The organism is Pseudomonas sp. NFIX49 (genome assembly GCF_900115915.1).
Taxonomy (GTDB): domain Bacteria; phylum Pseudomonadota; class Gammaproteobacteria; order Pseudomonadales; family Pseudomonadaceae; genus Aquipseudomonas; species Aquipseudomonas pharyngis.
Genome location: NZ_FOYE01000001.1, coordinates 733063 through 754131 on the forward strand (window position 1 = coordinate 733063; position 21069 = coordinate 754131).

General features: G+C 61.3%; 18 protein-coding genes. 10 read left to right on the forward strand and 8 right to left on the reverse strand.

Features of this window, described 5'->3' with window-relative positions:
* Window position 1 precedes the first annotated feature (1 nt).
* The gene (gene mnmC, locus BMZ46_RS03385) at window positions 2–1981 is read right to left on the reverse strand and encodes a bifunctional tRNA (5-methylaminomethyl-2-thiouridine)(34)-methyltransferase MnmC2/FAD-dependent 5-carboxymethylaminomethyl-2-thiouridine(34) oxidoreductase MnmC1 (RefSeq protein ID WP_074688052.1); all 1980 of its coding nucleotides are present in this window, start codon (window positions 1979–1981) and stop codon (window positions 2–4) included.
* A 172-nt stretch (window positions 1982–2153) separates the two neighbouring features.
* On the opposite strand from mnmC, the gene pap reads away from it, so the two are divergent.
* Together pap and BMZ46_RS03395 are read left to right on the forward strand one after the other, a co-directional pair.
* On the forward strand, window positions 2154–3668 hold the full coding sequence (pap, locus tag BMZ46_RS03390; protein WP_074688050.1) for a polyphosphate:AMP phosphotransferase: 1515 nt from the start codon (window positions 2154–2156) through the stop codon (window positions 3666–3668).
* A 102-nt stretch (window positions 3669–3770) separates the two neighbouring features.
* Window positions 3771–4955: a thiolase family protein gene (locus BMZ46_RS03395; RefSeq protein ID WP_074688048.1), complete on the forward strand. Its 1185-nt coding sequence runs from the start codon at window positions 3771–3773 to the stop codon at window positions 4953–4955.
* 137 nt (window positions 4956–5092) lie between these two features.
* On the opposite strand, the gene BMZ46_RS03400 is transcribed toward BMZ46_RS03395, so the two are convergent.
* Window positions 5093–5287, reverse strand: a complete 195-nt coding sequence (locus BMZ46_RS03400) for a DUF6316 family protein (protein WP_074688046.1) — start codon at window positions 5285–5287, stop codon at window positions 5093–5095.
* 213 nt (window positions 5288–5500) lie between these two features.
* On the opposite strand from BMZ46_RS03400, the gene BMZ46_RS03405 reads away from it, so the two are divergent.
* On the forward strand, window positions 5501–6460 hold the full coding sequence (locus BMZ46_RS03405; protein ID WP_039770584.1) for a DMT family transporter: 960 nt from the start codon (window positions 5501–5503) through the stop codon (window positions 6458–6460).
* Window positions 6461–6496: 36 nt separating this feature from the next.
* Here the strand turns inward: BMZ46_RS03405 and BMZ46_RS03410 are convergent, their stop codons facing one another.
* Complete coding sequence (locus BMZ46_RS03410) at window positions 6497–7891, reverse strand: class II fumarate hydratase (protein ID WP_074688044.1); 1395 nt, start codon at window positions 7889–7891, stop codon at window positions 6497–6499.
* 193 nt (window positions 7892–8084) lie between these two features.
* On the opposite strand from BMZ46_RS03410, the gene BMZ46_RS03415 reads away from it, so the two are divergent.
* From BMZ46_RS03415 to BMZ46_RS03445, 7 genes are all read left to right on the forward strand, one after another.
* Window positions 8085–8603: a DUF2059 domain-containing protein gene (locus BMZ46_RS03415; protein WP_007950895.1), complete on the forward strand. Its 519-nt coding sequence runs from the start codon at window positions 8085–8087 to the stop codon at window positions 8601–8603.
* Window positions 8604–8615: 12 nt separating this feature from the next.
* Window positions 8616–8915: a BolA family protein gene (locus BMZ46_RS03420; RefSeq protein WP_007950896.1), complete on the forward strand. Its 300-nt coding sequence runs from the start codon at window positions 8616–8618 to the stop codon at window positions 8913–8915.
* A gap of 117 nt (window positions 8916–9032) precedes the next feature.
* Window positions 9033–9974: an oxygen-dependent tRNA uridine(34) hydroxylase TrhO gene (locus BMZ46_RS03425; RefSeq protein ID WP_011335384.1), complete on the forward strand. Its 942-nt coding sequence runs from the start codon at window positions 9033–9035 to the stop codon at window positions 9972–9974.
* Window positions 9975–10009: 35 nt separating this feature from the next.
* The gene (locus BMZ46_RS03430) at window positions 10010–10612 is read left to right on the forward strand and encodes a DsbA family protein (protein ID WP_170844877.1); all 603 of its coding nucleotides are present in this window, start codon (window positions 10010–10012) and stop codon (window positions 10610–10612) included.
* The gene (locus BMZ46_RS03435; RefSeq protein WP_074688040.1) at window positions 10605–12422 is read left to right on the forward strand and encodes an ABC transporter ATP-binding protein; all 1818 of its coding nucleotides are present in this window, start codon (window positions 10605–10607) and stop codon (window positions 12420–12422) included. Before BMZ46_RS03430 ends, BMZ46_RS03435 begins: the two co-directional genes overlap by 8 nt.
* A 361-nt stretch (window positions 12423–12783) precedes the next feature.
* Complete coding sequence (locus BMZ46_RS03440; RefSeq protein WP_039770576.1) at window positions 12784–15246, forward strand: EAL domain-containing protein; 2463 nt, start codon at window positions 12784–12786, stop codon at window positions 15244–15246.
* A 46-nt stretch (window positions 15247–15292) separates the two neighbouring features.
* Entirely contained in the window at window positions 15293–16087 is a 795-nt protein-coding gene (locus BMZ46_RS03445; RefSeq protein ID WP_039770573.1) for an iron-containing redox enzyme family protein, read from the forward strand.
* Between the two features lie 61 nt (window positions 16088–16148).
* Here BMZ46_RS03445 and BMZ46_RS03450 read toward each other — a convergent pair whose 3' ends face one another.
* From BMZ46_RS03450 to BMZ46_RS03470, 5 genes are all read right to left on the reverse strand, one after another.
* Window positions 16149–17075: a GGDEF domain-containing protein gene (locus BMZ46_RS03450; RefSeq protein ID WP_074688038.1), complete on the reverse strand. Its 927-nt coding sequence runs from the start codon at window positions 17073–17075 to the stop codon at window positions 16149–16151.
* 362 nt (window positions 17076–17437) lie between these two features.
* Window positions 17438–18178, reverse strand: coding sequence for a YciK family oxidoreductase (locus BMZ46_RS03455; RefSeq protein ID WP_039770568.1), 741 nt, complete (start codon window positions 18176–18178; stop codon window positions 17438–17440).
* A gap of 89 nt (window positions 18179–18267) precedes the next feature.
* Window positions 18268–18939: an N-acetylmuramic acid 6-phosphate phosphatase MupP gene (gene mupP / locus BMZ46_RS03460; RefSeq protein WP_074688036.1), complete on the reverse strand. Its 672-nt coding sequence runs from the start codon at window positions 18937–18939 to the stop codon at window positions 18268–18270.
* Between the two features lie 4 nt (window positions 18940–18943).
* Entirely contained in the window at window positions 18944–19642 is a 699-nt protein-coding gene (gene ubiG / locus BMZ46_RS03465; RefSeq protein ID WP_039770564.1) for a bifunctional 2-polyprenyl-6-hydroxyphenol methylase/3-demethylubiquinol 3-O-methyltransferase UbiG, read from the reverse strand.
* Between the two features lie 57 nt (window positions 19643–19699).
* On the reverse strand, window positions 19700–21034 hold the full coding sequence (locus tag BMZ46_RS03470) for a TRZ/ATZ family hydrolase (RefSeq protein ID WP_039770563.1): 1335 nt from the start codon (window positions 21032–21034) through the stop codon (window positions 19700–19702).
* Between the last annotated feature and the right edge of the window lie 35 nt (window positions 21035–21069).

A 21069-nucleotide genomic window follows, 5' to 3' on the forward strand; every position in this document is an offset into this window, starting at 1 on the left:
GTCATTTGCCCCGGATCAGCCACCGCAAGGCAAACCGGTTCGGATGACACGCCTCTGCGACACCTCTGGGCAGGGGCAGCGGTTCGTTGTCCAGCCAGGCCGCCAGCAGTTCACCGGACAGTGGCGCGGTGATCAGCCCCCGGGAACCGTGGCCACTGTTGACGTACAGACCGTCCAGCCATGGGCAGGCAATGTCCGGCACTTGCCGGGCATCCTTGCTCAAGGCGCGATAGGCCTCGGTGAAGGCTTCGCGATCGGCGAGCGGGCCGACGATCGGCAGGTAATCGGGGCTGGTGCAACGGAAGGCTGCCCGGCCCTGAAGACTTTCGGCGTCGAGCTCGCTGACGTGCAGGCGCGCGACCAGATCGGTGGAGATCTCTTCGAGCATCGCCAGATTGCCCAGGTGTTCGGCGGTGGTCGGAGTCAGGTCGTCGCTGTTGAAATCGAAACTGGCGCCGAGGGTGTGCTCGCCCAGGCGTGCCGGTACGACGTAACCTTCGGCGCACACCACCGTGCTCAGCGCCTGACTTTGCGTGGTCTGCGCCAGGCGGGTGATCTGCCCGCGAATGCGCTTGAGGGGCAGGTCGGCGCTCTGGGGGAAACGCTTGATGTCGGCGGCGCCGGCCAGCACCACGACGGGCGCTGTTGCGATCAATCGTTCATTGTCGAAGGCTTGCCACTGACCGTCGATCTTGCGCAACTCCACGGTTTCCTGATGGGGCAGCAGCGTGACGCCCGGTTGTGTCGATTGCGCCTGACACAACGCTGGCGGATGCACCCAGCCGCCCTCGGGGTAATACAATCCGCCATGGGCCAGACCGATCCCGGCGCGGGCCTGTGCTTCGGGTTGATCGAGCCACTGCAGAAGATCCTCGGGAAACGCGGCCGCCAGCTGCGCCTGACGCTCGCGTTCCTTTTCATTGAACGCCAGTTGCAGCACGCCGCAGTCATCCCAGTCGGTGCCGCGCTGCAGGGTTTCCAGCAGACGTCGGGTGTAGCCAAAACCGCTGACGATCAACTGCGACAGTGCGGTGCCGTGGGCGGACAGTTTCAGGTACAACACGCCTTGCGGATTGCCCGAGGCTTCCTGGGCCACCGCGTCATGCCGCTCCAGCAGACTGACCTGCCAGCCCCGCGCCGCGAGGCTGGCCGCCGTGGCACAACCGGCCAGACCGGCGCCGATCACCAGGGCTCGACGGTCACCTGTCAACGGCGTCGGGCGGGCGAACCACGGTTTTGCCGCCGCAGGTGGTGCAACACCCTCGGGCCAGCCGAGAAATTCGCCGCGCAGGATTTCCCATTTGTGGCCGATGCCCGGCGTGCGTTTCATCTTGAAGCCGGCGGCGTTGAGCAGCCGGCGCACCCAACCGGTGCTGGTGAACGTGCTGATGGTCGAGCCGGGCGCCGCCAGCCGCGCCAGTTCGGCGAACAGTTCGGCGGTCCACATCTCCGGGTTTTTCGCCGGGGCGAAACCGTCGAGAAACCACGCGTCGATCTGGCCGTCCAGTTGCGGCAACTGCTCCAGCGCGTCACCGATCAGCAGCGTCAGGGTCACGCGACCGTTATCCAGAACAATGCGCTGAAAGCCTTGATGGATGGCGACGTAATGCTTGAGCAGTTGATCGCAGAAATGCTTCAGGTCAGGCCACAACGCCAACGCCCGCAGCAGGTCGGTTGGGCTCAACGGAAACTTTTCGACGCTGACAAAATGCAGCCGCGCACCGGCCACCGCGTGCTGTTCGAACAACTGCCAGGCGCAGAGGAAATTCAGCCCGGTGCCGAAGCCGGTTTCACCGATCACCAGTCGCCCACCCGCCGGCAGTGCGGCGAAGCGCTCGGCCAGACGGTTCTGTTCGAGGAACACGTAGCGGGTTTCATCCAGCCCCGACTGGTCGGAAAAATACACATCGTCGAACACTCGCGAACGCGGGCGTCCCTGGTCATCCCAGTCGAGTTGGGCGTGGGGCAATACAGGTTTCATGGCAGGCTCGGCAACGACAAGGCGGCCATTCTAGCCGATCACGCAGGCGGCGCTTGATCCATGGCAAGCCTTGCCGACGATCACTCAAGGACAATCCGCCGCCGGCGGGAATTTCTGTGCCGCGTCCGAGCCCAATCCGCTAGTCTTGCTGAATCCTGGAAGGAGCCGTCCCATGTTCGAATCCGCTGAAATCGGTCACGCCATCGACAAAGACACCTACGAAGCCGCCGTGCCCGCCCTGCGTGAAGCCTTGCTTGAAGCCCAGTTCGAGTTGCAGCAGCAAAAGCGTTTCCCGGTGATCATTTTGATCAACGGCATCGAAGGCGCCGGCAAGGGCGAGACGGTGAAGTTGCTCAACGAGTGGATGGACCCGCGCCTGATCGAAGTACGCACCTTCGACCAGCAGACCGATGAAGAACTGGCACGGCCACCGGCCTGGCGCTACTGGCGGATGCTGCCGGCCAAGGGGCGGATGGGGATTTTCTTCGGCAACTGGTACAGCCAGATGCTGCAGGGCCGGGTGCACGGGTTGTTCAAGGATCCGCGACTGGATCAGGCAATTGCCGGCGCCGAACGCATGGAAAAGATGTTCTGCGATGAAGGCGCGCTGATCTTCAAGTTCTGGTTCCACCTGTCCAAGAAACAGATGAAGGCGCGGCTCAAGGCCTTGGCCGACGACCCGCTGCACAGTTGGCGCATCAGCCCGCTGGACTGGCAGCAATCTCAGACTTACGACAAGTTCGTCAAATACGGCGAGCGTGTGTTGCGTCGCACCAGCCGCGATTACGCGCCGTGGCATGTCATCGAGGGTGTCGACCCGCACTACCGCAGCCTGACGGTCGGCAAGATTCTGCTCGAAGGCCTGCAAAACGCCTTGAAGCGTCCCGATGTGCATCCCCATGAGGTCAACGCTGCCCCGATTGGAACTTCAGTCGATCAGTTGAACCTGCTCGACAGCCTCGACCTGACCCAGCGTCTGGACAAGAAAGACTACGAAGAACAATTGATCACCGAGCAGGCAAGGCTGTCGGGGCTGATGCGTGACAAACGCATGCGCCGGCATGCGCTGGTGGCGGTGTTCGAAGGCAACGATGCGGCGGGCAAGGGCGGTTCGATTCGTCGAGTGGCGGCGGCACTCGATCCGCGTCAATACAGCATCGTGCCGATTGCCGCGCCGACCGAAGAGGAACGGGCGCAGCCGTATCTGTGGCGGTTCTGGCGGCACATTCCGGCGCGGGGCAAATTCACCGTGTTCGACCGCTCGTGGTACGGCCGGGTGCTGGTGGAGCGGGTCGAGGGCTTTTGCAGCACTGCCGACTGGATGCGCGCCTATGGCGAGATCAATGACTTCGAGGAGCAACTGGCCGATGCCGGAGTGATCGTGGTCAAGTTCTGGCTGGCCATCGACAAGGACACGCAGATGGAACGCTTCCAGGAGCGCGAAGAAATCCCGTTCAAGCGCTTCAAGATCACCGAAGACGACTGGCGCAACCGTGACAAGTGGGACGCCTATCGTGCCGCCGTGGGCGACATGGTCGACCGCACCAGCACCGAAATCGCGCCGTGGACCCTGGTCGAGGCCAATGACAAGCGCTGGGCCCGGGTCAAGGTGCTGCGCACGATCAACCGGGCACTGGAAGAAGCTTTCGAGAAATCCGACAAGCGAGCCAAAAAGCACAAGGACTGAACCGATGGGCCCGCATACGCGAGGTGAATGATCGTCGCGGTCGGCGATTGGGTGGACTTATGCTCGTTCCACTCTCAACCGACTGCAACAATGAGGTATGCCATGCGTGAAGTGGTGATCGTCGACAGCGTACGGACCGGCCTGGCCAAGTCCTTTCGCGGCAAGTTCAACCAGACCCGTCCCGATGACATGGCGGCCCATTGCGTCAATGCGTTGCTTTCGCGCAACGACATCGACCCGGCCAGCGTCGAGGACTGCATCGTCGGCGCCGGCTCCAACGAAGGCGCCCAGGGCTACAACATCGGCCGCAACGTGGCGGTGCTCTCGCAATTGGGCACTAGCACGGCGGGCATGACCCTCAATCGTTTCTGTTCTTCGGGTTTGCAGGCGATTGCGATTGCCGCCAACCAGATCGCGTCGGGTTGCAGCGACATCATCGTTGCCGGCGGCGTCGAGTCGATCAGCCTGACCCTGAAAAGCGTCAACACCGATCACCTGATCAACCCGTTGCTCAAGCAGCAGACGCCGGGCATCTACTACACCATGGGCCAGACCGCCGAAGTGGTGGCGCGCCGTTATGGCGTCAGTCGCGAGGCGCAGGATCGTTACTCGCTGCAAAGTCAGATCCGCACCGCCCAGGCGCAGGCAGCAGGCCTGTTCAACGATGAAATCGTGCCGATGCCGGTGAAGTACCGGGTTGAAGACAAGAACAACGGTGAAGTGCAGATCCTCGATGGCATCGTCGACCGCGATGACTGCAATCGCCCGGACACCACCTATGAAAGCCTCGCCGGGTTGAAACCGGTGTTCGCCGAGGACGGTTCGGTGACCGCCGGCAACTCGTCGCAGTTGTCCGACGGTGCCTCGATGACGCTGGTGATGAGCCTGGAAAAAGCCCTGCAACTAGGGCTCAAGCCAAAAGCGTTTTTCCGTGGGTTCACCGTGGCCGGGTGCGAGCCGGACGAAATGGGCATCGGCCCGGTGTTTTCGGTGCCGAAGCTGCTCAAGGCCAAGGGCCTGCAGGTGGCGGATATCGATCTGTGGGAATTGAACGAAGCGTTCGCCTCGCAATGCCTGTACGCCCGTGACCGGCTGGAAATCGACAACGAGAAGTACAACGTCAACGGCGGTTCGATTTCCATCGGTCACCCGTTCGGCATGACCGGGTCACGGCAGGTCGGGCATCTGGTGCGTGAGTTGCAGCGGCGCAATCTGCGCTACGGGATCGTGACCATGTGCGTGGGCGGGGGGATGGGGGCGACCGGGTTGTTTGAGGCTGTGCGCTAGGCCTTGAACGATGCGTTGACCGGCAAATCGTAATCGCGGGCAAGCCCGCTCCCACAGTGTTTCGAGTGTGCTCACAATTCAGTGGCCAACCCGGAACCTGTGGGAGAGGGCTTGCCCGCGATTGGGTTCAGCACGGCTTATCTGGTGGAATCCATCAGTCGCATCCGCTCGATGTAAGCCTTTATTTCCTGCTCGGCTTTCTCGTGGCTGTCGAATGGCCCTTCGAGGGTGTTTTCCCGGGTGCTGAAATACAGTTCGCCGTTGACCCGGCACACGCGGTCGCTGCGAAAGTGCGTGGCGGGGGCGGTGTCCTGGGCGCGCATGCCTAACATGACGGGTCTCCTTGGTGAGTGATGTCCCGGGCTGGATCCAATGAGCTTATGCCTGAACCACTTATCCCGCCCGGCCAGCCGATCAACGGCCCAGCGTCAATTTTCTGCTGCGACCTGCACAGTTTCATTTGCGGCTGAAACGCAACTGTCCCTGTGTAGGGCTGGTCCGTGCGCCTAGAATGAGCGCTCCTGTCTCTGGCGCTTGGGGTTCTCATGCACGTTTCATCGGGTCGTTGGGTGTACGGCATGTTCCTGGCGTTATTGACGGCGTTTCTGTGGGGAATCCTGCCGATCAAGCTCAAGCAGGTGCTGGTGGTGATGGACCCGGTCACGGTGACCTGGTTTCGCCTGCTGGTGTCCGGCGGTTGCCTGTTCATTTATCTGGCCGCGACCAAACGCTTGCCGAGCCGCAAGGTGCTGGGGCCGAAGGGCGGCTGGCTGGTGCTGATGGCGGTGCTCGGGCTGGTGGGCAATTACGTGCTGTACCTCATGGGCCTGAACCTGCTCAGCCCCGGCACCGCGCAACTGGTGGTACAGATGGGGCCGATCATGTTGCTGATCGCCAGTCTGTTTGTGTTCAAGGAGCGCTTCAGCATCGGTCAGGGCATTGGTCTGGCGGTGCTGCTGATCGGGTTCGCGCTGTTCTTCAATCAGCGTCTGGCGGAATTGCTCACGTCTTTGTCTGATTACACCGCTGGTGTGTTGCTGGTGCTGCTGGCTTCGACCGTCTGGACCTTCTATGCGCTGGGCCAGAAGCAATTGCTGACGGTGTGGAATTCGTTGCAGGTGATGATGGTGATCTACCTGTTCTGCGCCCTGTTGCTGACACCTTGGGTGCATCCGCTCGAAGCACTTTCGCTGAACCCGTTGCAGGGCTGGCTGCTGCTGGCGTGCTGCATGAACACCCTGATCGCCTACGGCGCATTTGCCGAGGCGCTGGCGCATTGGGAAGCTTCGCGGGTCAGTGCGACGCTGGCGATCACGCCGTTGGTGACGTTCGGTGCGGTGGCCGTGGCGGCGGGGGTGTGGCCCGAGTATGTGCATGCCGAGCAAATCAATCTGCTGGGGTATGGCGGGGCGGTGCTGGTGGTGCTGGGGTCGGCACTGGTAGCGCTGGGGCCTTCGCTGATTGCCGGGCTCAAGGCCCGGCGGGCGAAACTGTTGGTCGGATGACCTTCCCATGCCGGGCACGGGAAGGATCGGCATGACTCAGCCCTTGGCCCCGGCCTCGATCATGTTTTCCGGCCGCACCCAGGCATCGAACTCTTCATCGGTCAGATAACCCAGCTCCAGCGCCGCTTCGCGCAAGGTTTTGCCTTCGCTGTAGGCCTTCTTGGCGATTTCCGCCGACTTGTCGTAGCCGATGTGCGGGTTCAGCGCCGTCACCAGCATCAGGCCGCGTTCCAGATGTTTCGCCATGACTTCGGCGTCCGGCTCAAGACCGGCGATGCAATGCTGCTGGAAGTTGCTGCAGCCATCAGCGAGCAGGCGAATCGATTGCAGCAGGTTGTGGATGATCACCGGTTTGAACACGTTCAGTTGCAGGTGACCCTGACTGGCGGCGAAACCGATCGCCACGTCATTGCCCAGCACCTGACAAGCTAGCATCGACAACGCCTCGCACTGGGTCGGGTTGACCTTGCCGGGCATGATCGAACTGCCCGGTTCGTTGGCCGGCAAGCGCACTTCGGCAAACCCTGCGCGAGGGCCGGAGCCCAGCAGGCGCAGGTCGTTGGCGATTTTCATCAGCGCCACGGCGAGGGTTTTCAGCGCACCGGACAGCGTGGTCAGTGGCTCATGGCCGGCGAGGGCGGCGAATTTGTTCGGTGCGGTGACGAATGGCAGACCGGACAACGCCGCCAGTTCAGCGGCAATCGCTTCGCCGAAACCGTGGGGCGAGTTGAGCCCGGTGCCGACGGCGGTGCCGCCCTGCGCCAGTTCGCAGACCGCCGGCAACGCTGCGCGAATCGCCCGTTCGGCGTAATCCAGCTGCGCTATGAAGCCGGATATCTCTTGGCCGAAGGTGATCGGCGTGGCGTCCATCATGTGGGTGCGACCGGTCTTCACCAGTTTCATGTGCCGCGCCGACAGCTCGGCCAGACCGCCCGACAGCTCGGCAATGGCTGGCAGCAGTTGGCCCTGTACCGCTTGCGCGGTGGCGATGCTCATGGCCGTGGGGAAGCAATCGTTGGAGCTCTGCGAGCGGTTGACGTGATCGTTCGGGTGCACCGGCGTCTTGCCGCCGCGCGGGTTGCCGGCCAGTTCGTTGGCGCGGCCGGCGATCACTTCGTTGGCGTTCATATTGCTTTGCGTACCGCTGCCGGTCTGCCAGACCACCAGCGGGAACTGGTCGTCGTGCTGGCCGTCGAGCACTTCGTCGGCGGCCTGTTCGATCAGGCGGGCGATGTCGGCAGGCAGGTCGCCGTTGCGGTCGTTGACCCGGGCCGCGGCTTTCTTGATCAGGGCCAGGGCGTGCAGTACCGGCAATGGCATGCGTTCCTGACCGATGGCGAAGTTGATCAGCGAGCGTTGCGTCTGAGCGCCCCAGTAAGCGTCGTCCGGGACCTCGATCTGGCCCAGGCTGTCGGTTTCGATACGGCTCATCGTGCACACTCCTGTTGGTCTGTTTGCGCAGTTTAGGCCGGTGTCGGCCCGGGTGGTTCCATCCGGTCGATTGTTGACCGGCAAATCCCCGCCAATCAAGCGCGGCAAGGCCCGGGGGTTGAGCCGCAGCGTTATTCAGGCGCAGAATGGTCGCCCTTGGGGTTTTACCTCGCCTAGCTGAAAAGGAAACTCGATGACTCGTCTTCGTGCCATCTGCACCGCGGTTGCCCTGGTCTGCGCCAGCGGCCAGGTGCTTGCCGATACCGCCAGCCACAACGCCAGTGCCGAAGCTTTCCTGACCCTGGCGCACGCTGACAAGCTGGGCACTCCGGTGTACATGCAGGTTCAGCAGATGTTCGCCCAGCGTTTTGAACAGACCAAGGCGCCGGAATCCAAGAAAGCCGTTCTGGATACCTATCAGGCCAAGGCCAATGCCGCTCTGGACCAGGCCATTGGCTGGAACAAGCTGAAACCGGACATGGTCAAGCTCTACACCAGCAACTTCAGCGAATCCGAGCTGAAAGACCTGGTTGCGTTCTACCAGTCGCCACTGGGCAAGAAAGTCCTGGAAAAAATGCCGCAGCTGACCCAGCAATCGGCCCAAATGACCCAGGCCAAACTGGAAAGCGCCGTACCGGTGGTCAACAAGCTGCTGGACGACATGACCAACGAGCTGGCTCCTAAAGGCGCGGCTCCGGCCAAGAAGAAGTAAGCGGAGTTCGTGATGACCATGCAACAACGCATCGAATCGACGCTGGCGCTGCTTCAGCCTGAGCATCTGCAAGTGCTGGACGAAAGCCACATGCACAGTCGCGGGTTGCAGACCCACTTCAAGGCAGTGGTGGTCAGTGCGCAGTTCGAAGGCCTGAACCGGGTCAAGCGCCACCAGAAAGTCTACGGCACGCTCGGCGAGCTGATGGGCGAGTTCCATGCGTTGGCGCTGCACACCTACACCCCGCAGGAATGGGCAGAGACAGGCGTCGCTCCGGCGTCGCCGACCTGTGCCGGCGGCAGCAAGCATTGAGCCTTGCAGCAATGAACTGAGGTTTTTTGCTAGAATCCGCAACGCGCCGCTGACCCGGCGCGTTTTTTTTCGCATCCGGTTCACCCTTTACGAGGGTAGCCACCTGGAGAAATACCCATGACACAACCGATTGTCGTGGCGGCACTGTACAAGTTCGTCACCCTCGAAGATTACGTCAACCTGCGCGAGCCGCTGCTGCAAGCGATGGTCGACAACGGCATCAAAGGCACCCTGCTGATCGCCGAAGAAGGCATCAACGGCACGGTTTCCGGCAGCCGTGAAGGCATCGACGGCCTGCTGGCCTGGCTGCGCAACGATCCGCGCATGGTCGATATCGATCACAAGGAATCGTACTGCGATGAGCAGCCGTTCTACCGCACCAAGGTCAAGCTCAAGAAAGAGATCGTGACCCTGGGCGTCGAAGGCGTCGACCCGAACAAGAAGGTCGGCACCTACGTCGAGCCCAAGGACTGGAACGCACTGATCAGCGATCCGGAAGTGCTGCTGATCGACACCCGCAACGATTACGAAGTGTCGATCGGCACCTTCGAAGGCGCCATCGATCCGAAAACCACCAGTTTTCGCGAATTCCCCGACTACATCAAAGAACACTTCGATCCGGCCGTGCACAAGAAGGTCGCGATGTTCTGCACCGGCGGCATTCGCTGCGAGAAGGCCTCGAGCTACATGCTCGGCGAAGGCTTCGAAGAGGTCTATCACCTCAAGGGCGGCATCCTGAAGTACCTCGAAGAAGTACCGCAGGAAGAAACCAAATGGCAGGGCGACTGCTTCGTCTTCGACAACCGCGTGACCGTGCGTCATGACCTGAGCGAAGGCGACTACGATCAATGTCATGCCTGCCGTACCCCGGTCAGCGTTGAAGATCGCGCCTCCGAGCATTACGTGGCCGGCATCAGCTGCCCGCATTGCTGGGACACCCTGAGCGAGAAGACCCGCCGCAGCGCCATCGACCGCCAGAAGCAGATCGAACTGGCAAAAGCGCGCAACATGCCGCACCCGATCGGCTACAACTATAAGCAAGCATCCACCGAGGCTTAATCATGTCTGCACGCCTGCTCTATGTGATGGATCCGATGTGTTCGTGGTGCTGGGGATTTGCCCCGGTGGCCAAGGCATTGGTGGAGCAGGCGCAGGCCGCCGGGGTGGAACTGCACCTGGTGGTCGGCGGGTTGCGCACCGGCAGTGGAGCGGCGCTGGAACCGACCACCCGGCGCTACATTCTCGAACACTGGCAGGCGGTCACCGAGGCCACCGGCCAGCCGTTCAAGCTGGAAGGCGCGTTGCCGGACGGTTTTGTCTACGACACCGAACCTGCCTGCCGGGCCATCGTCACCGCGCGCAGCCTGGCGCCGGATTGCGCGTGGAAACTGGTCGGGTTGATCCAGCACGCGTTTTACGCCGAAGGTCGTGATGTCACTCAGGCCAGCGTTCTGGTGGAGCTGGCCGAGAAGGCCGGCGTCCCGCGTATCGAATTTGCTGCCCTGTTTGATCATGCCGATCAGCACAAGGCGACCCAGGCCGATTTCACTTGGGTTCAGGATCTGGGCATCGCCGGATTCCCGACCCTGCTCGCCGAGCGCAACGGCCAGCTGGCGTTGCTGACCAACGGTTACCAGCCGCTCAGTGAACTGTCGCCGTTGCTCGGTCGATGGCTGGAGCGCGCGGCCTGTGTCTGACCCGGCCGATGACACGCCAGCCGTCAAGCGTGTCGACCGGCTGAGCTGGGCTGAAGTCCGGCGACTGGCACTTCATCACAAAAAATCCCTGTGGATCGCCAACGGCGTGGCCGTACTGGCGACGCTGTGCAGCGTGCCGATTCCGTTGCTGTTGCCGTTGCTGGTGGACGAAGTCCTGCTCGGCCATGGCGATGCTGCGCTGAAAGTCATGAACCACGTGCTGCCCTCAATGTGGCAGCAAGCGGCGGGTTACATCGGCCTGATGCTGGTGGTGACGCTGACCCTGCGCTGCAGCGCCCTGTGTTTTGGCGTGTTGCAGGCGCGGTTGTTTGCGCGGCTGGCCAAGGACATCGTGTATCGGATTCGCGTGCGGTTGATCGAGCGTCTGAAACGGATCTCGCTGGGTGAATACGAAAGCCTGGGCAGCGGCACGGTCACCACGCACCTGGTCACCGACCTGGACACCCTCGACAAATTTGTCGGCGAAACCCTCAGCCGTTTTCTGGTGGCGATGCTGACGCTGGTCGGCACCGCCAGCATCCTGATGTGGATGCACTGGAAACTGGCGCTGCTGATCCTGCTGTTCAACCCGCTGGTGATCTACGCCACGGTGCAGTTGGGCAAACGGGTCAAGCATCTGAAGAAACTGGAGAACGACAGCACCTCGCGCTTCACTCAGGCGCTGAGCGAAACCCTCGATGCGATCCAGGAAGTGCGCGCCGGCAACCGCCAGGGCTTCTTCCTCGGACGGCTGGGGCTGCGCGCGCAGGAAGTGCGCAACTACGCGGTAAATTCGCAGTGGAAGACTGACGCCTCCAACCGCGCCAGTGGCCTGCTGTTCCAGTTCGGTATCGACATCTTCCGCGCGGCGGCCATGTTGACGGTGCTGTTTTCCGACCTGTCGATCGGGCAGATGCTCGCGGTGTTCAGCTATCTGTGGTTCATGATCGGCCCGGTCGAACAGCTGCTGAACCTGCAATACGCCTACTACGCCGCCGGCGGAGCGCTGTCGCGGATCAACGAACTGCTGGCCCGCGCCGACGAGCCGCAATACCCCGGCGGCGTCGATCCGTTCAAGGGCCGCGATACCGTCGGGATTCAGGTGCAGGGTCTGAGCTTCGGTTATGGCGACGAACTGGTGCTGGATCAATTGAACCTGTCCATCGCCCCCGGTGAGAAAGTAGCGATTGTCGGTGCCAGTGGCGGCGGCAAAAGTACCCTCGTGCAATTGCTGCTGGGCCTGTACACACCGCTGGCCGGGACGATCCGTTTCGGTGGGTCGACCCAGCAGGAAATCGGCCTGGAAACGGTTCGGGAAAATGTCGCGGTGGTGCTGCAGCATCCGGCGCTGTTCAACGACACCGTACGCGCCAACCTGACCATGGGCCGTACCCGCAGTGACGAAGCCTGCTGGCAGGCACTGGAAATCGCCCAGCTCGAACCTATCATCCGCGCCTTGCCGGACGGCCTGGACAGCATCGTCGGCCGCTCCGGCGTGCGTCTGTCCGGCGGCCAACGGCAACGTCTGGCCATCGCCCGGATGATCCTCGCCGAGCCCAAAGTAGTGATCCTCGACGAGGCGACGTCAGCCCTCGACGCCGCCACCGAATACAACCTGCACCAGGCCATGGCGCGCTTCCTCCATGGCCGCACCACGCTGATCATTGCCCACCGCCTGTCAGCGGTAAAGCAGGCGGACCGGGTGCTGGTGTTCGACGGCGGGCAAGTGGCCGAGGATGGCGACCATCAGCAACTGATTGCCGATGGTGGGTTGTACGCCAAGCTGTATGGGCATTTGCAGCGGTTGTAGGTCAGCCCTGCAACACCTTGAGTCTTTGACATATCGTTCGCATTACGCTTTTTTTGGTGTGCTGGCATTGGCGTGTGCCTGCCTGTCGAGCAATAACGAAGTGCTGATGCTGCGCCTGGGTGCGCAGCTCTGCCCGGGTAGTTTTGCGTGTAATTGAAGCTCGGTATGAGCGCCTGTAACGAAGGTCTGAAGTACCTGGTGAATCGTTCTCACCAGTGACCATGGCCATGCATAAGTCTATTCTGCGTTTGTCCTGAACTGAGGCGGATCCGTCGCTTGCCGGAACCCCGAACGCCTCCTAGTCTTGGGGGGATGCTCGCAAAGAGAAGGACGACCAGGCAGTGCTCATGCAAGGAATCCCATGAAGCAAAAGCGGACTCTCGGAACGCCACGGTTGTTGGGCATCGTCTGGCCATTCATTGCCGTCGTGTTGTTTCAAGCCTTGCTGGGGGGCGTGAGCCTTTACGTCCTGTCAGCCGTTCGCGGCTATGTCGCGGGCGAAAGTCTCTGGTCCAAGGGCCAGAAAGACGCGATCTATTACCTTAACCTGTACGCCGACAGTCGTGACGAGGCGATCTACCTCAAGTACCAGAACGCCATTGCCGTGCCTCAGGGCGGTCATCAATTGCGTCTGGCACTGGACAAGCAACCGCCCGACCTGCAGGCGGCACGCGAAGGCATTCTCAAGGGCGGCAACCATCCCGACGACGTTTCCAGCCTGATCTGGCTGTACCTGAATTTCCGTCACTTCAGTTATCTCGAAACCGCCATCGACCGCTGGACGCTGGGCGATGCCTATCTGGTGGAGCTCGATGGCGTGGCGCAGGAGATGCATCAGCGCATCACCGCCAATGCCGCCACCGAGGCCGATATCCGCCGCTGGAAGGACCGGATTTTTGCCATTAATGACGGGGTGACTCCGGCCGCCAAGGCGTTCAGCGATGCCCTGGGTGAAGGCTCGCGAATGATCCTGCGCCTGCTGCTGTTCACCAACCTCGCCACCGCGCTGGGCCTGATCGTGCTGGCGCTGCTGCGCACCCGCAAGTTGCTCAAGCAACGGCATGCCTTTGCCGAAGCGCTGCAACTGGAAAAGGACCGTGCGCACGTCACGTTGCACTCGATTGGCGACGGGGTGATCACCACCGACGTGAGCGGGGCCATCGAATACATGAACCCCGCCGCCGAAGCCCTGACCCACTGGAAAGCCGAACAGGCGGCCGGGCTGCCCCTCGCGGCACTGTTCAATCTGCTGGACGACAACGCCCAGACCGAGGGGCTGACCCTGATCGAGCATATTCTCAGCGGTCAGCTCAGCGGTGGCAGTGAACACTCCAAGCTGATTCAGCGGCTCGATGGCAGTACCGTGTCGGTGACTCTGGTCGGGGCTCCGATCCGCAATTCCGACAAGGTCAGCGGCACCGTGCTGGTGCTGCATGACATGACCCAGGAGCGGCAATACATCGCCAATCTGTCGTGGCAGGCCACCCACGATGCACTGACCGGGCTGGCCAACCGTCGCGAGTTCGAATACCGCCTCGAACAGGCCCTGCATAACCTGACGCGACAGGCCGGGCGGCATGCGCTGATGTTCCTTGATCTCGATCAGTTCAAACTGGTCAACGACACCTGCGGGCATGCGGCCGGCGATGAATTGCTGCGGCATATCTGCGCGTTGCTGCAATCCGGCTTGCGCGAGGGTGACACCCTGGCGCGGCTGGGGGGGGACGAGTTCGGCATCCTGCTGGAGAACTGTGCCCCGGAGGCCGCCGAGAAGATCGCGGAGAGTTTGCGCCAGACCGTACAGAACCTGCATTTCGTCTGGAAGGGGCGGCCGTTCCTGACCACGGTGAGCATTGGCCTGGTGCATGTGGCGCAGACGCCGACCACCCTCGAAGCCTCGTTGCGGGCTGCCGACATGGCCTGCTACATGGCCAAGGAAAAGGGCCGCAATCGGGTGCAGGTCTACCATGCCGACGACTCGGAACTGTCCCTGCGCTTCGGCGAGATGGCCTGGGTTCAACGTCTGCACATGGCACTGGAAGAAAACCGCTTTTGTCTCTACGCCCAGGAAATCGCGCCATTGGGCTCGGTTGCCGGTGGTACCCGCGGGCACATCGAGATTCTGCTGCGTCTGCATGATGAAGCGGGCCGGATGATTCTCCCGGACAGTTTCATACCGGCGGCCGAGCGTTACGGATTGATGACATCGCTGGATCGCTGGGTTGTGCAGAATGTATTTAAGGTTATTGCCCAATGTATTAACGATAAGTGTCAGGGTCCTCTGGCAATGTGTGCGATTAATCTTTCAGGCATTACTATCGGAGATGACGCGTTCTTGCACTTTCTGCGGGAACAGTTTGATAACTACGGCATACCGCCTGAAATGATTTGTTTTGAAATTACAGAAACCAGTGCCATTGCAAATCTGGGTAGTGCAATCAGATTTATCAATGAACTCAAAGGCTTGGGTTGTTACTTTTCCCTGGATGATTTTTGCGCCGGAATGTCTTCATTCGCTTATCTGAAACATTTGCCTGTAGACTTCCTGAAGATCGACGGGAGTTTCGTAAAGGATATGCTGGACGACCCGATTAACCGCGCTATGGTCGAAGTGATCAATCACATCGGGCATGTCATGGGTAAGCAGACAATTGCCGAGTTTGTCGAGACAGCGCAGATCGAGCAGGCATTGCTTGAAATCGGCGTGGATTACGCTCAGGGTTATGTTATTGAACGCCCGCAGTTGTTTACCTGTGACAGTTTGCAAAGTCGGCCCGCCAGACCGCAGCCGTTGTTGTTCAAGGCGCCTGGCACATTCCGTTGAAGTCTCTTGCCGATCCTTACAATCACAAATCAAAAGGAGCCGAACAGTGATCGACACATTCAACCGAACCGGACCACTCATGGAAGCTGCAAGTTATCCCGCCTGGGCGCAACAGTTGATCCAGGATTGCAGCGAGAGCAAACGCCGGGTTGTCGAACATGAACTTTATCTGCGCATGCGTGATAACAAGCTCAGCGCCAGAACCATGCGCCAGTACCTGATCGGGGGCTGGCCCGTCGTTGAGCAATTCGCGTTGTACATGGCGCAGAACCTGACCAAAACCAAATTCGCCCGCCACCCGGGCGAGGACATGGCGCGGCGCTGGCTGATGCGCAACATCCGCGTCGAACTCAACCACGCCGATTATTGGGTGCACTGGAGCCGGGCCCATGGGGTGAGCCTGGAAGACCTGCAAGCGCAACAAGTGCCACCGGAGTTGCATGCTCTGAGCCACTGGTGCTGGCACACCAGTTCGGCGGATTCACTGATCGTGGCCATCGCGGCCACCAACTACGCCATCGAAGGCGCAACCGGGGAGTGGTCGGCGCTGGTGTGTTCGACGGGTGTCTATGCCGCCGCTTTCCCTGAAGAAGATCGCAAGCGGGCCATGAAGTGGCTGAAGATGCACGCCCAGTACGATGACGCGCACCCGTGGGAAGCGCTGGAGATTATCTGCACCCTCGCCGGGCTAAACCCGAGCAAAGCCTTGCAGGCGGAACTGCGACAGGCCATCTGCAAGAGTTACGACTACATGTACCTGTTCCTTGAGCGCTGCATGCAGCTTGAGCTGTCGGAGCGGGTGTTGGTCGGGCGTGAGCGTCGGGCGCTGGTCGAGAGCTGATTTGGGCGACACCCATAAAAAACGGGAGCCTTGGCTCCCGTTTTTTGTTGGCGCAGAAAATCTAGCCTGCCATGGTCAGGCGATTGCGGCCTTCGCGCTTGGCGACATAGAGCGCGCTGTCGGCGCGACGCAACAGGCTGTCGGCGGATTCGCCCGGCAACAGGGTCGAGCAGCCGAGGCTCACGGTCAGTTCGATCAATTGATTATTGGCGTAGTAATCCTGGGTCTGCGCCGCCTGACGAAGGCGCTCGCCGACCATGGCGGCCGCATCGCGACCGGTGTTGGACAGCAGGATCAGAAATTCTTCCCCGCCATAACGGAACACCATGTCGACATTGCGCAACTGGCCCTTGATTGACGCGGCCACGGCTTTGAGGACGTCATCGCCGGCGCTGTGACCATGAAGGTCGTTGACCTGTTTGAAGTGGTCGATATCCAGCATCAGCACCGACAGTGGTTGCAGGTGCCGGCGCGACATTTCGATTTCTCGCAGCAGCGTCTGCTCCATCGCAATGCGGTTACCGGCTCCGGTCAACGGATCACGCAGGGCGCTCTGAGTGGCGGCGCGGTAAAGCAATGCATTGCGCATCGGGTACAGCAGGGCCGACAGCAGTGATTCGAGATAACCCAGTTCCTGTTCGTTGAAGCGCTGGTTGCGGCGGAACACCAACTCACCCATATGCTCGCCTTCGTGGCTGAGGCTATAGCTGGCCGAATGGTGCCCGCGAGCACCGAACTCCAGGCGCAGGTCGCTGCCGTCGTGCACGTAGGTCAGGGCGTCCAGGGGCACCAGGCGCTGAACTTCGCGGAAAAACAGACCGAGGATGCGTTGAGGCTCAAGGCTGGTTTGCAGTTGCAGGCTCATGTGCTGGCGCAATTGCGCCAGGCTGACAGGTCGCGCCAGCAGGGGAGGCTGCTGACCAAAGCCCAGGCGTTGCAATTTGGCACTGTCGAAGTCAATTGCAGTGGTCTGGGAGGGTGATTTCATATGGCGTGAGCCCCTAAGCAGTAAGTCTGTCTTACAGGCTGGGTGAGAGCGGCTATGGGCTGCGCGTCATACTGATCCATCAGTCCCGTAGGACATTTGGGGTAAGTTTAGTCTGCCCGATGACGATTAGTCAGCTATCGCATCAGGCCCTGCCCGGCTGCCTTCACACGGCGTGCTTTGAGGAGATGTAGAGCGAAAGTCATGCCATACGGTTCATATTTTTTGAAAACCGTTGAGAATCAATAGTTTGGATTTTTTAGAGCGGAGTAGGTGGTGGTTGTTTGACAGAGTTGGAGGTACTGAAGGCGGCAATTGCCTGCCGCGACGGGATTCCGTCACGGCAACAATTGCGACGTATGGCATTACTGGGCGTTGAAGGCCTGGCCATTGATACCCGTGCTGTCCGGGCCCATCAGGTACAGATAGACCGGCATGATTTCTTCCGGTGTCGGGTTGTTCAGTGGGTTCTCACCGGGGTACGCCTGTGCGCGCATGCTCGTGCGGGTGCCGCCCGGATTGATGCTGTTTGAGCGTACCGGCGCCACGCCGTCGATTTCATCGGCCAGAGTCTGCATCAACCCTTCAGTGGCAAACTTCGACACGCCATAAGCGCCCCAGTAAGCCCGGCCCTTGCGCCCGACGCTGCTGGAGGTGAACACCACCGAAGCATCCTGTGAAAGCTTCAGCAGCGGCAGCAGGGTGCTGGTCAGCATGAACATCGCGTTGACGTTGACCTGCATGACACGCATGAAGTTTTCACCGGACAACTGCTCGATCGGCGTGCGCGGCCCAATGATCGAGGCGTTGTGCAACAGGCCGTCGAGGTGGCCGAACTCGGTCTCGATCATCGCCGCCAGCTCATCGTATTGATGGGGCAGGGCGGTTTCGAGGTTGAACGGGATCACGGCGGGCTGTGGATGCCCGGCTGCTTCGATCTCGTCATAGACCTGGGTCAGATTGGCTTCGGTCTTGCCCAGCAGCAGCACGGTCGCGCCGTGGGCGGCGTATGTCCTGGCGGCCGCCGCACCGATGCCACGACCGGCACCGGTGACCAGAATGACCCGATCCTTGAGCAATTCGGGGCGAGCGGTGTAATCAAACATAAAAAACCTCATCAAGAGTCAGATCGTTCCCGCGCCGAACGTCGAACCGCCCGCGCGGGAATGCAGCCAACGACGCTCCGCGTCAGGTCTCAGCAGCTGCAGAGTGCGTTATCCAGCACCTTGCGCAATTCCAGCGGATGATCCACCACCACGTCCGCGCCCCAGTGCCGAGGGTTGTCGTCCGGGTGGATGTAGCCATAGGTCACGGCAGCGGTTTTGGTGCCGGCGTCACGGCCGGATTCGATATCGCGCAAATCATCGCCGATGAACAGGACGGTCGACGGATCCAGATCAAGCATCTTGCAGGCCAGGGTCAGCATCTCGGGATCCGGCTTGCTGTTCTTCACGTGATCCGGGCAGATCAGCAGTGCGGAGCGCTCGGCCAGCCCCAGTTGCTGCATGATCGGCTCGGCGAAGCGCAGCGGCTTGTTGGTGACCACGCCCCAGACCAGATTGGCCTTCTCGATGTCGGCCAGCAATTCGCCCATGCCGTCGAACAGCTTGCTGTGCACGGCGCAGCCCACCAGATAGCGCTCGAGGAACTCCAGGCGCAACTCCTCGAAGCCCGGCGACTCCGGATCCATCGAGAACGTCACCGCGACCATGGCCTTGGCGCCGCCGGAGATTTCATCGCGGATGTGTTTGTCGTTCATCGGCGGCAAGCCACGATCCGCGCGCATCGCCTGGCAGATGGCGATGAAGTCCGGTGCGGTATCGAGCAGAGTGCCGTCCATGTCGAAAAGGACTGCTCTGATGGCCATCGGCTTACTCCTCGCGCAGGGTCTGGATCATGTAGTTGACGTCAACGTCCGCCGCCAGCTTGTAGTGCTTGGTCAGCGGGTTGTAGGTCAGACCGATGATGTCCTTGACGGTCAGGCCGGCCATGCGGCTCCAGGCGCCCAGCTCGGACGGGCGAATGAATTTCTTGAAATCGTGAGTGCCGCGCGGCAGCAGCTTCATGATGTATTCGGCACCGATGATGGCGAACAGGTAGGCCTTCGGGTTGCGGTTGATGGTGGAGAAGAACACCTGGCCGCCGGGCTTGACCATGCGGAAGCAGGCGCGGATCACCGAGGACGGATCCGGTACGTGCTCGAGCATTTCCAGGCAGGTGACGACGTCGAACTGCTCGGGCATTTCTTCGGCCAGGGCTTCGGCGGTGATCTGACGGTATTCGACGTTCACGCCGGATTCCAGCTGATGCAGTTGCGCGACCGCCAGAGGCGCTTCACCCATGTCGATACCGGTCACGGTCGCGCCGCGCTGGGCCATGGCTTCGCTGAGAATGCCGCCGCCGCAACCGACGTCGAGGACCTTCTTGCCGGCCAGATTGACACGCTCGTCAATCCAGTTGACCCGCAGCGGGTTGATGTCGTGCAGCGGTTTGAACTCGCTTTCGCGGTCCCACCAGCGATGGGCCAGGGCTTCGAATTTGGCGATTTCGGCGTGGTCGACGTTGCTCATGATTCAATCCTCTAAAACTTGAAAAAGGCTGTAGCCCCGGAGTGTGCCCCGGGGTGTTTACGATTCGGTGTGGCCGCTGATGCGTCGGCCCCAGGCCCGGGCGGTTTCGCCGAGCTGCTGTTCGTCCAGTCGGGTCAGTCGGCGGTCTTCGAGCAACTGCCTGCCGGCAACCCACAGGTGTTTCACGCAGTCGCGGCCGGTGGCGTATATCAGTTGCGAGACCGGGTCATAGATCGGTTGTTGCGCCAGGCCGGACAGGTCGAAGGCGACGATGTCTGCGGCCTTGCCGAGCTCCAGCGAGCCGGTCTCGGCTTCGATTCCCAGGGCTCGCGCGCCGTTCAGCGTGGCCATGCGCAGCGCCCGGTGGGCGTCCAGTGCGGTGGCCGAGCCGGCGACAGCTTTGGCCAGCAGCGCGGCGGTGCGGGTTTCACCTAGCAGGTCCAGGTCATTGTTGCTCGCCGCACCATCGGTGCCGACCGCGACATTGACCCCGGCCTGCCACAGGCGCTCCACCGGGCAGAAGCCGCTGGCCAGTTTCAGGTTCGACTCCGGGCAGTGGATCACGCTGGTGTTGCTTTCTACCAGCAACGTCAGGTCGTCATCGCTGATCTGGGTCATGTGCACGGCCTGGAAACGCGGGCCGAGCAGGCCGAGGCGACCGAGGCGGGCCAGCGGGCGTTCGCCGCGCTGTTCGACCGCTTGCTGTACTTCGAACGCGGTTTCGTGGACATGCATATGGATCGAGGCGTCCAGTTCTTCGGCAATCACGCGGATTTTTTCCAGGTTCTCGTCGCCCACGGTGTAGGGTGCATGAGGGCCGAAGGTGATCTTGATGCGCTCGTGATGCTTCAGGTCGCCGAACAGTTCGACGCCCTGACGAATGGCTTCATCGGCACTGGCGGCACCCGGAATCGGAAAGTCGAGGATCGGAATCGCGATCTGCGCACGGATTCCGCTGTTGTGCACGCGCTCGCTGGCAACCTTGGGGAAGAAGTACATGTCCGAGAAACAGGTGATGCCACCTTTTATCTGCTCGGCGATGGCCAGGTCGGTGCCGTCACGCACAAAATCTTCATCGACCCATTTACCCTCGGCCGGCCAGATGTGGTTTTCCAGCCAGGTCATCAGCGGCAGGTCGTCGGCCAGACCACGGAACAGCGTCATTGCGGCGTGGCCGTGGGCGTTGATCAGGCCAGGGCTGAGCAGAACGTCCGGCAGTTCGCGGACTTCGGCGGCGTTACACTTCAGCGCTTCGGCACGCGGGCCGATGAACACGATGCGGCCGTCGCGAATGCCCAGGCCGTGCTCCTTGAGCACAACGCCTGCGGGTTCGACGGGTACCAGCCAGGTCGGCAGCAATAATAAGTCGAGCGCAATGGCAGGTTTCGGCATCGAGGGTCGGTTCCAGTGCTTTTGTAAAGGATGGC

Bases quoted from the DNA above. Each gene is read 5' to 3' on its own strand.
- BMZ46_RS03470 (WP_039770563.1), bottom strand. From the start codon at position 21,034: ATGCCGAAACCTGCCATTGCGCTCGACTTATTATTGCTGCCGACCTGG.
- pap (WP_074688050.1), top strand. From the start codon at position 2,154: ATGTTCGAATCCGCTGAAATCGGTCACGCCATCGACAAAGACACCTAC.
- BMZ46_RS03430 (WP_170844877.1), top strand. From the start codon at position 10,010: ATGTGTTCGTGGTGCTGGGGATTTGCCCCGGTGGCCAAGGCATTGGTG.
- BMZ46_RS03455 (WP_039770568.1), bottom strand. From the start codon at position 18,178: ATGTTTGATTACACCGCTCGCCCCGAATTGCTCAAGGATCGGGTCATT.
- BMZ46_RS03450 (WP_074688038.1), bottom strand. From the start codon at position 17,075: ATGAAATCACCCTCCCAGACCACTGCAATTGACTTCGACAGTGCCAAA.
- mnmC (WP_074688052.1), bottom strand. From the start codon at position 1,981: ATGAAACCTGTATTGCCCCACGCCCAACTCGACTGGGATGACCAGGGA.
- BMZ46_RS03415 (WP_007950895.1), top strand. From the start codon at position 8,085: ATGACTCGTCTTCGTGCCATCTGCACCGCGGTTGCCCTGGTCTGCGCC.
- BMZ46_RS03395 (WP_074688048.1), top strand. From the start codon at position 3,771: ATGCGTGAAGTGGTGATCGTCGACAGCGTACGGACCGGCCTGGCCAAG.
- BMZ46_RS03400 (WP_074688046.1), bottom strand. From the start codon at position 5,287: ATGTTAGGCATGCGCGCCCAGGACACCGCCCCCGCCACGCACTTTCGC.
- BMZ46_RS03410 (WP_074688044.1), bottom strand. From the start codon at position 7,891: ATGAGCCGTATCGAAACCGACAGCCTGGGCCAGATCGAGGTCCCGGAC.
- BMZ46_RS03440 (WP_039770576.1), top strand. From the start codon at position 12,784: ATGAAGCAAAAGCGGACTCTCGGAACGCCACGGTTGTTGGGCATCGTC.
- mupP (WP_074688036.1), bottom strand. From the start codon at position 18,939: ATGGCCATCAGAGCAGTCCTTTTCGACATGGACGGCACTCTGCTCGAT.
- ubiG (WP_039770564.1), bottom strand. From the start codon at position 19,642: ATGAGCAACGTCGACCACGCCGAAATCGCCAAATTCGAAGCCCTGGCC.
- BMZ46_RS03425 (WP_011335384.1), top strand. From the start codon at position 9,033: ATGACACAACCGATTGTCGTGGCGGCACTGTACAAGTTCGTCACCCTC.
- BMZ46_RS03420 (WP_007950896.1), top strand. From the start codon at position 8,616: ATGACCATGCAACAACGCATCGAATCGACGCTGGCGCTGCTTCAGCCT.
- BMZ46_RS03405 (WP_039770584.1), top strand. From the start codon at position 5,501: ATGCACGTTTCATCGGGTCGTTGGGTGTACGGCATGTTCCTGGCGTTA.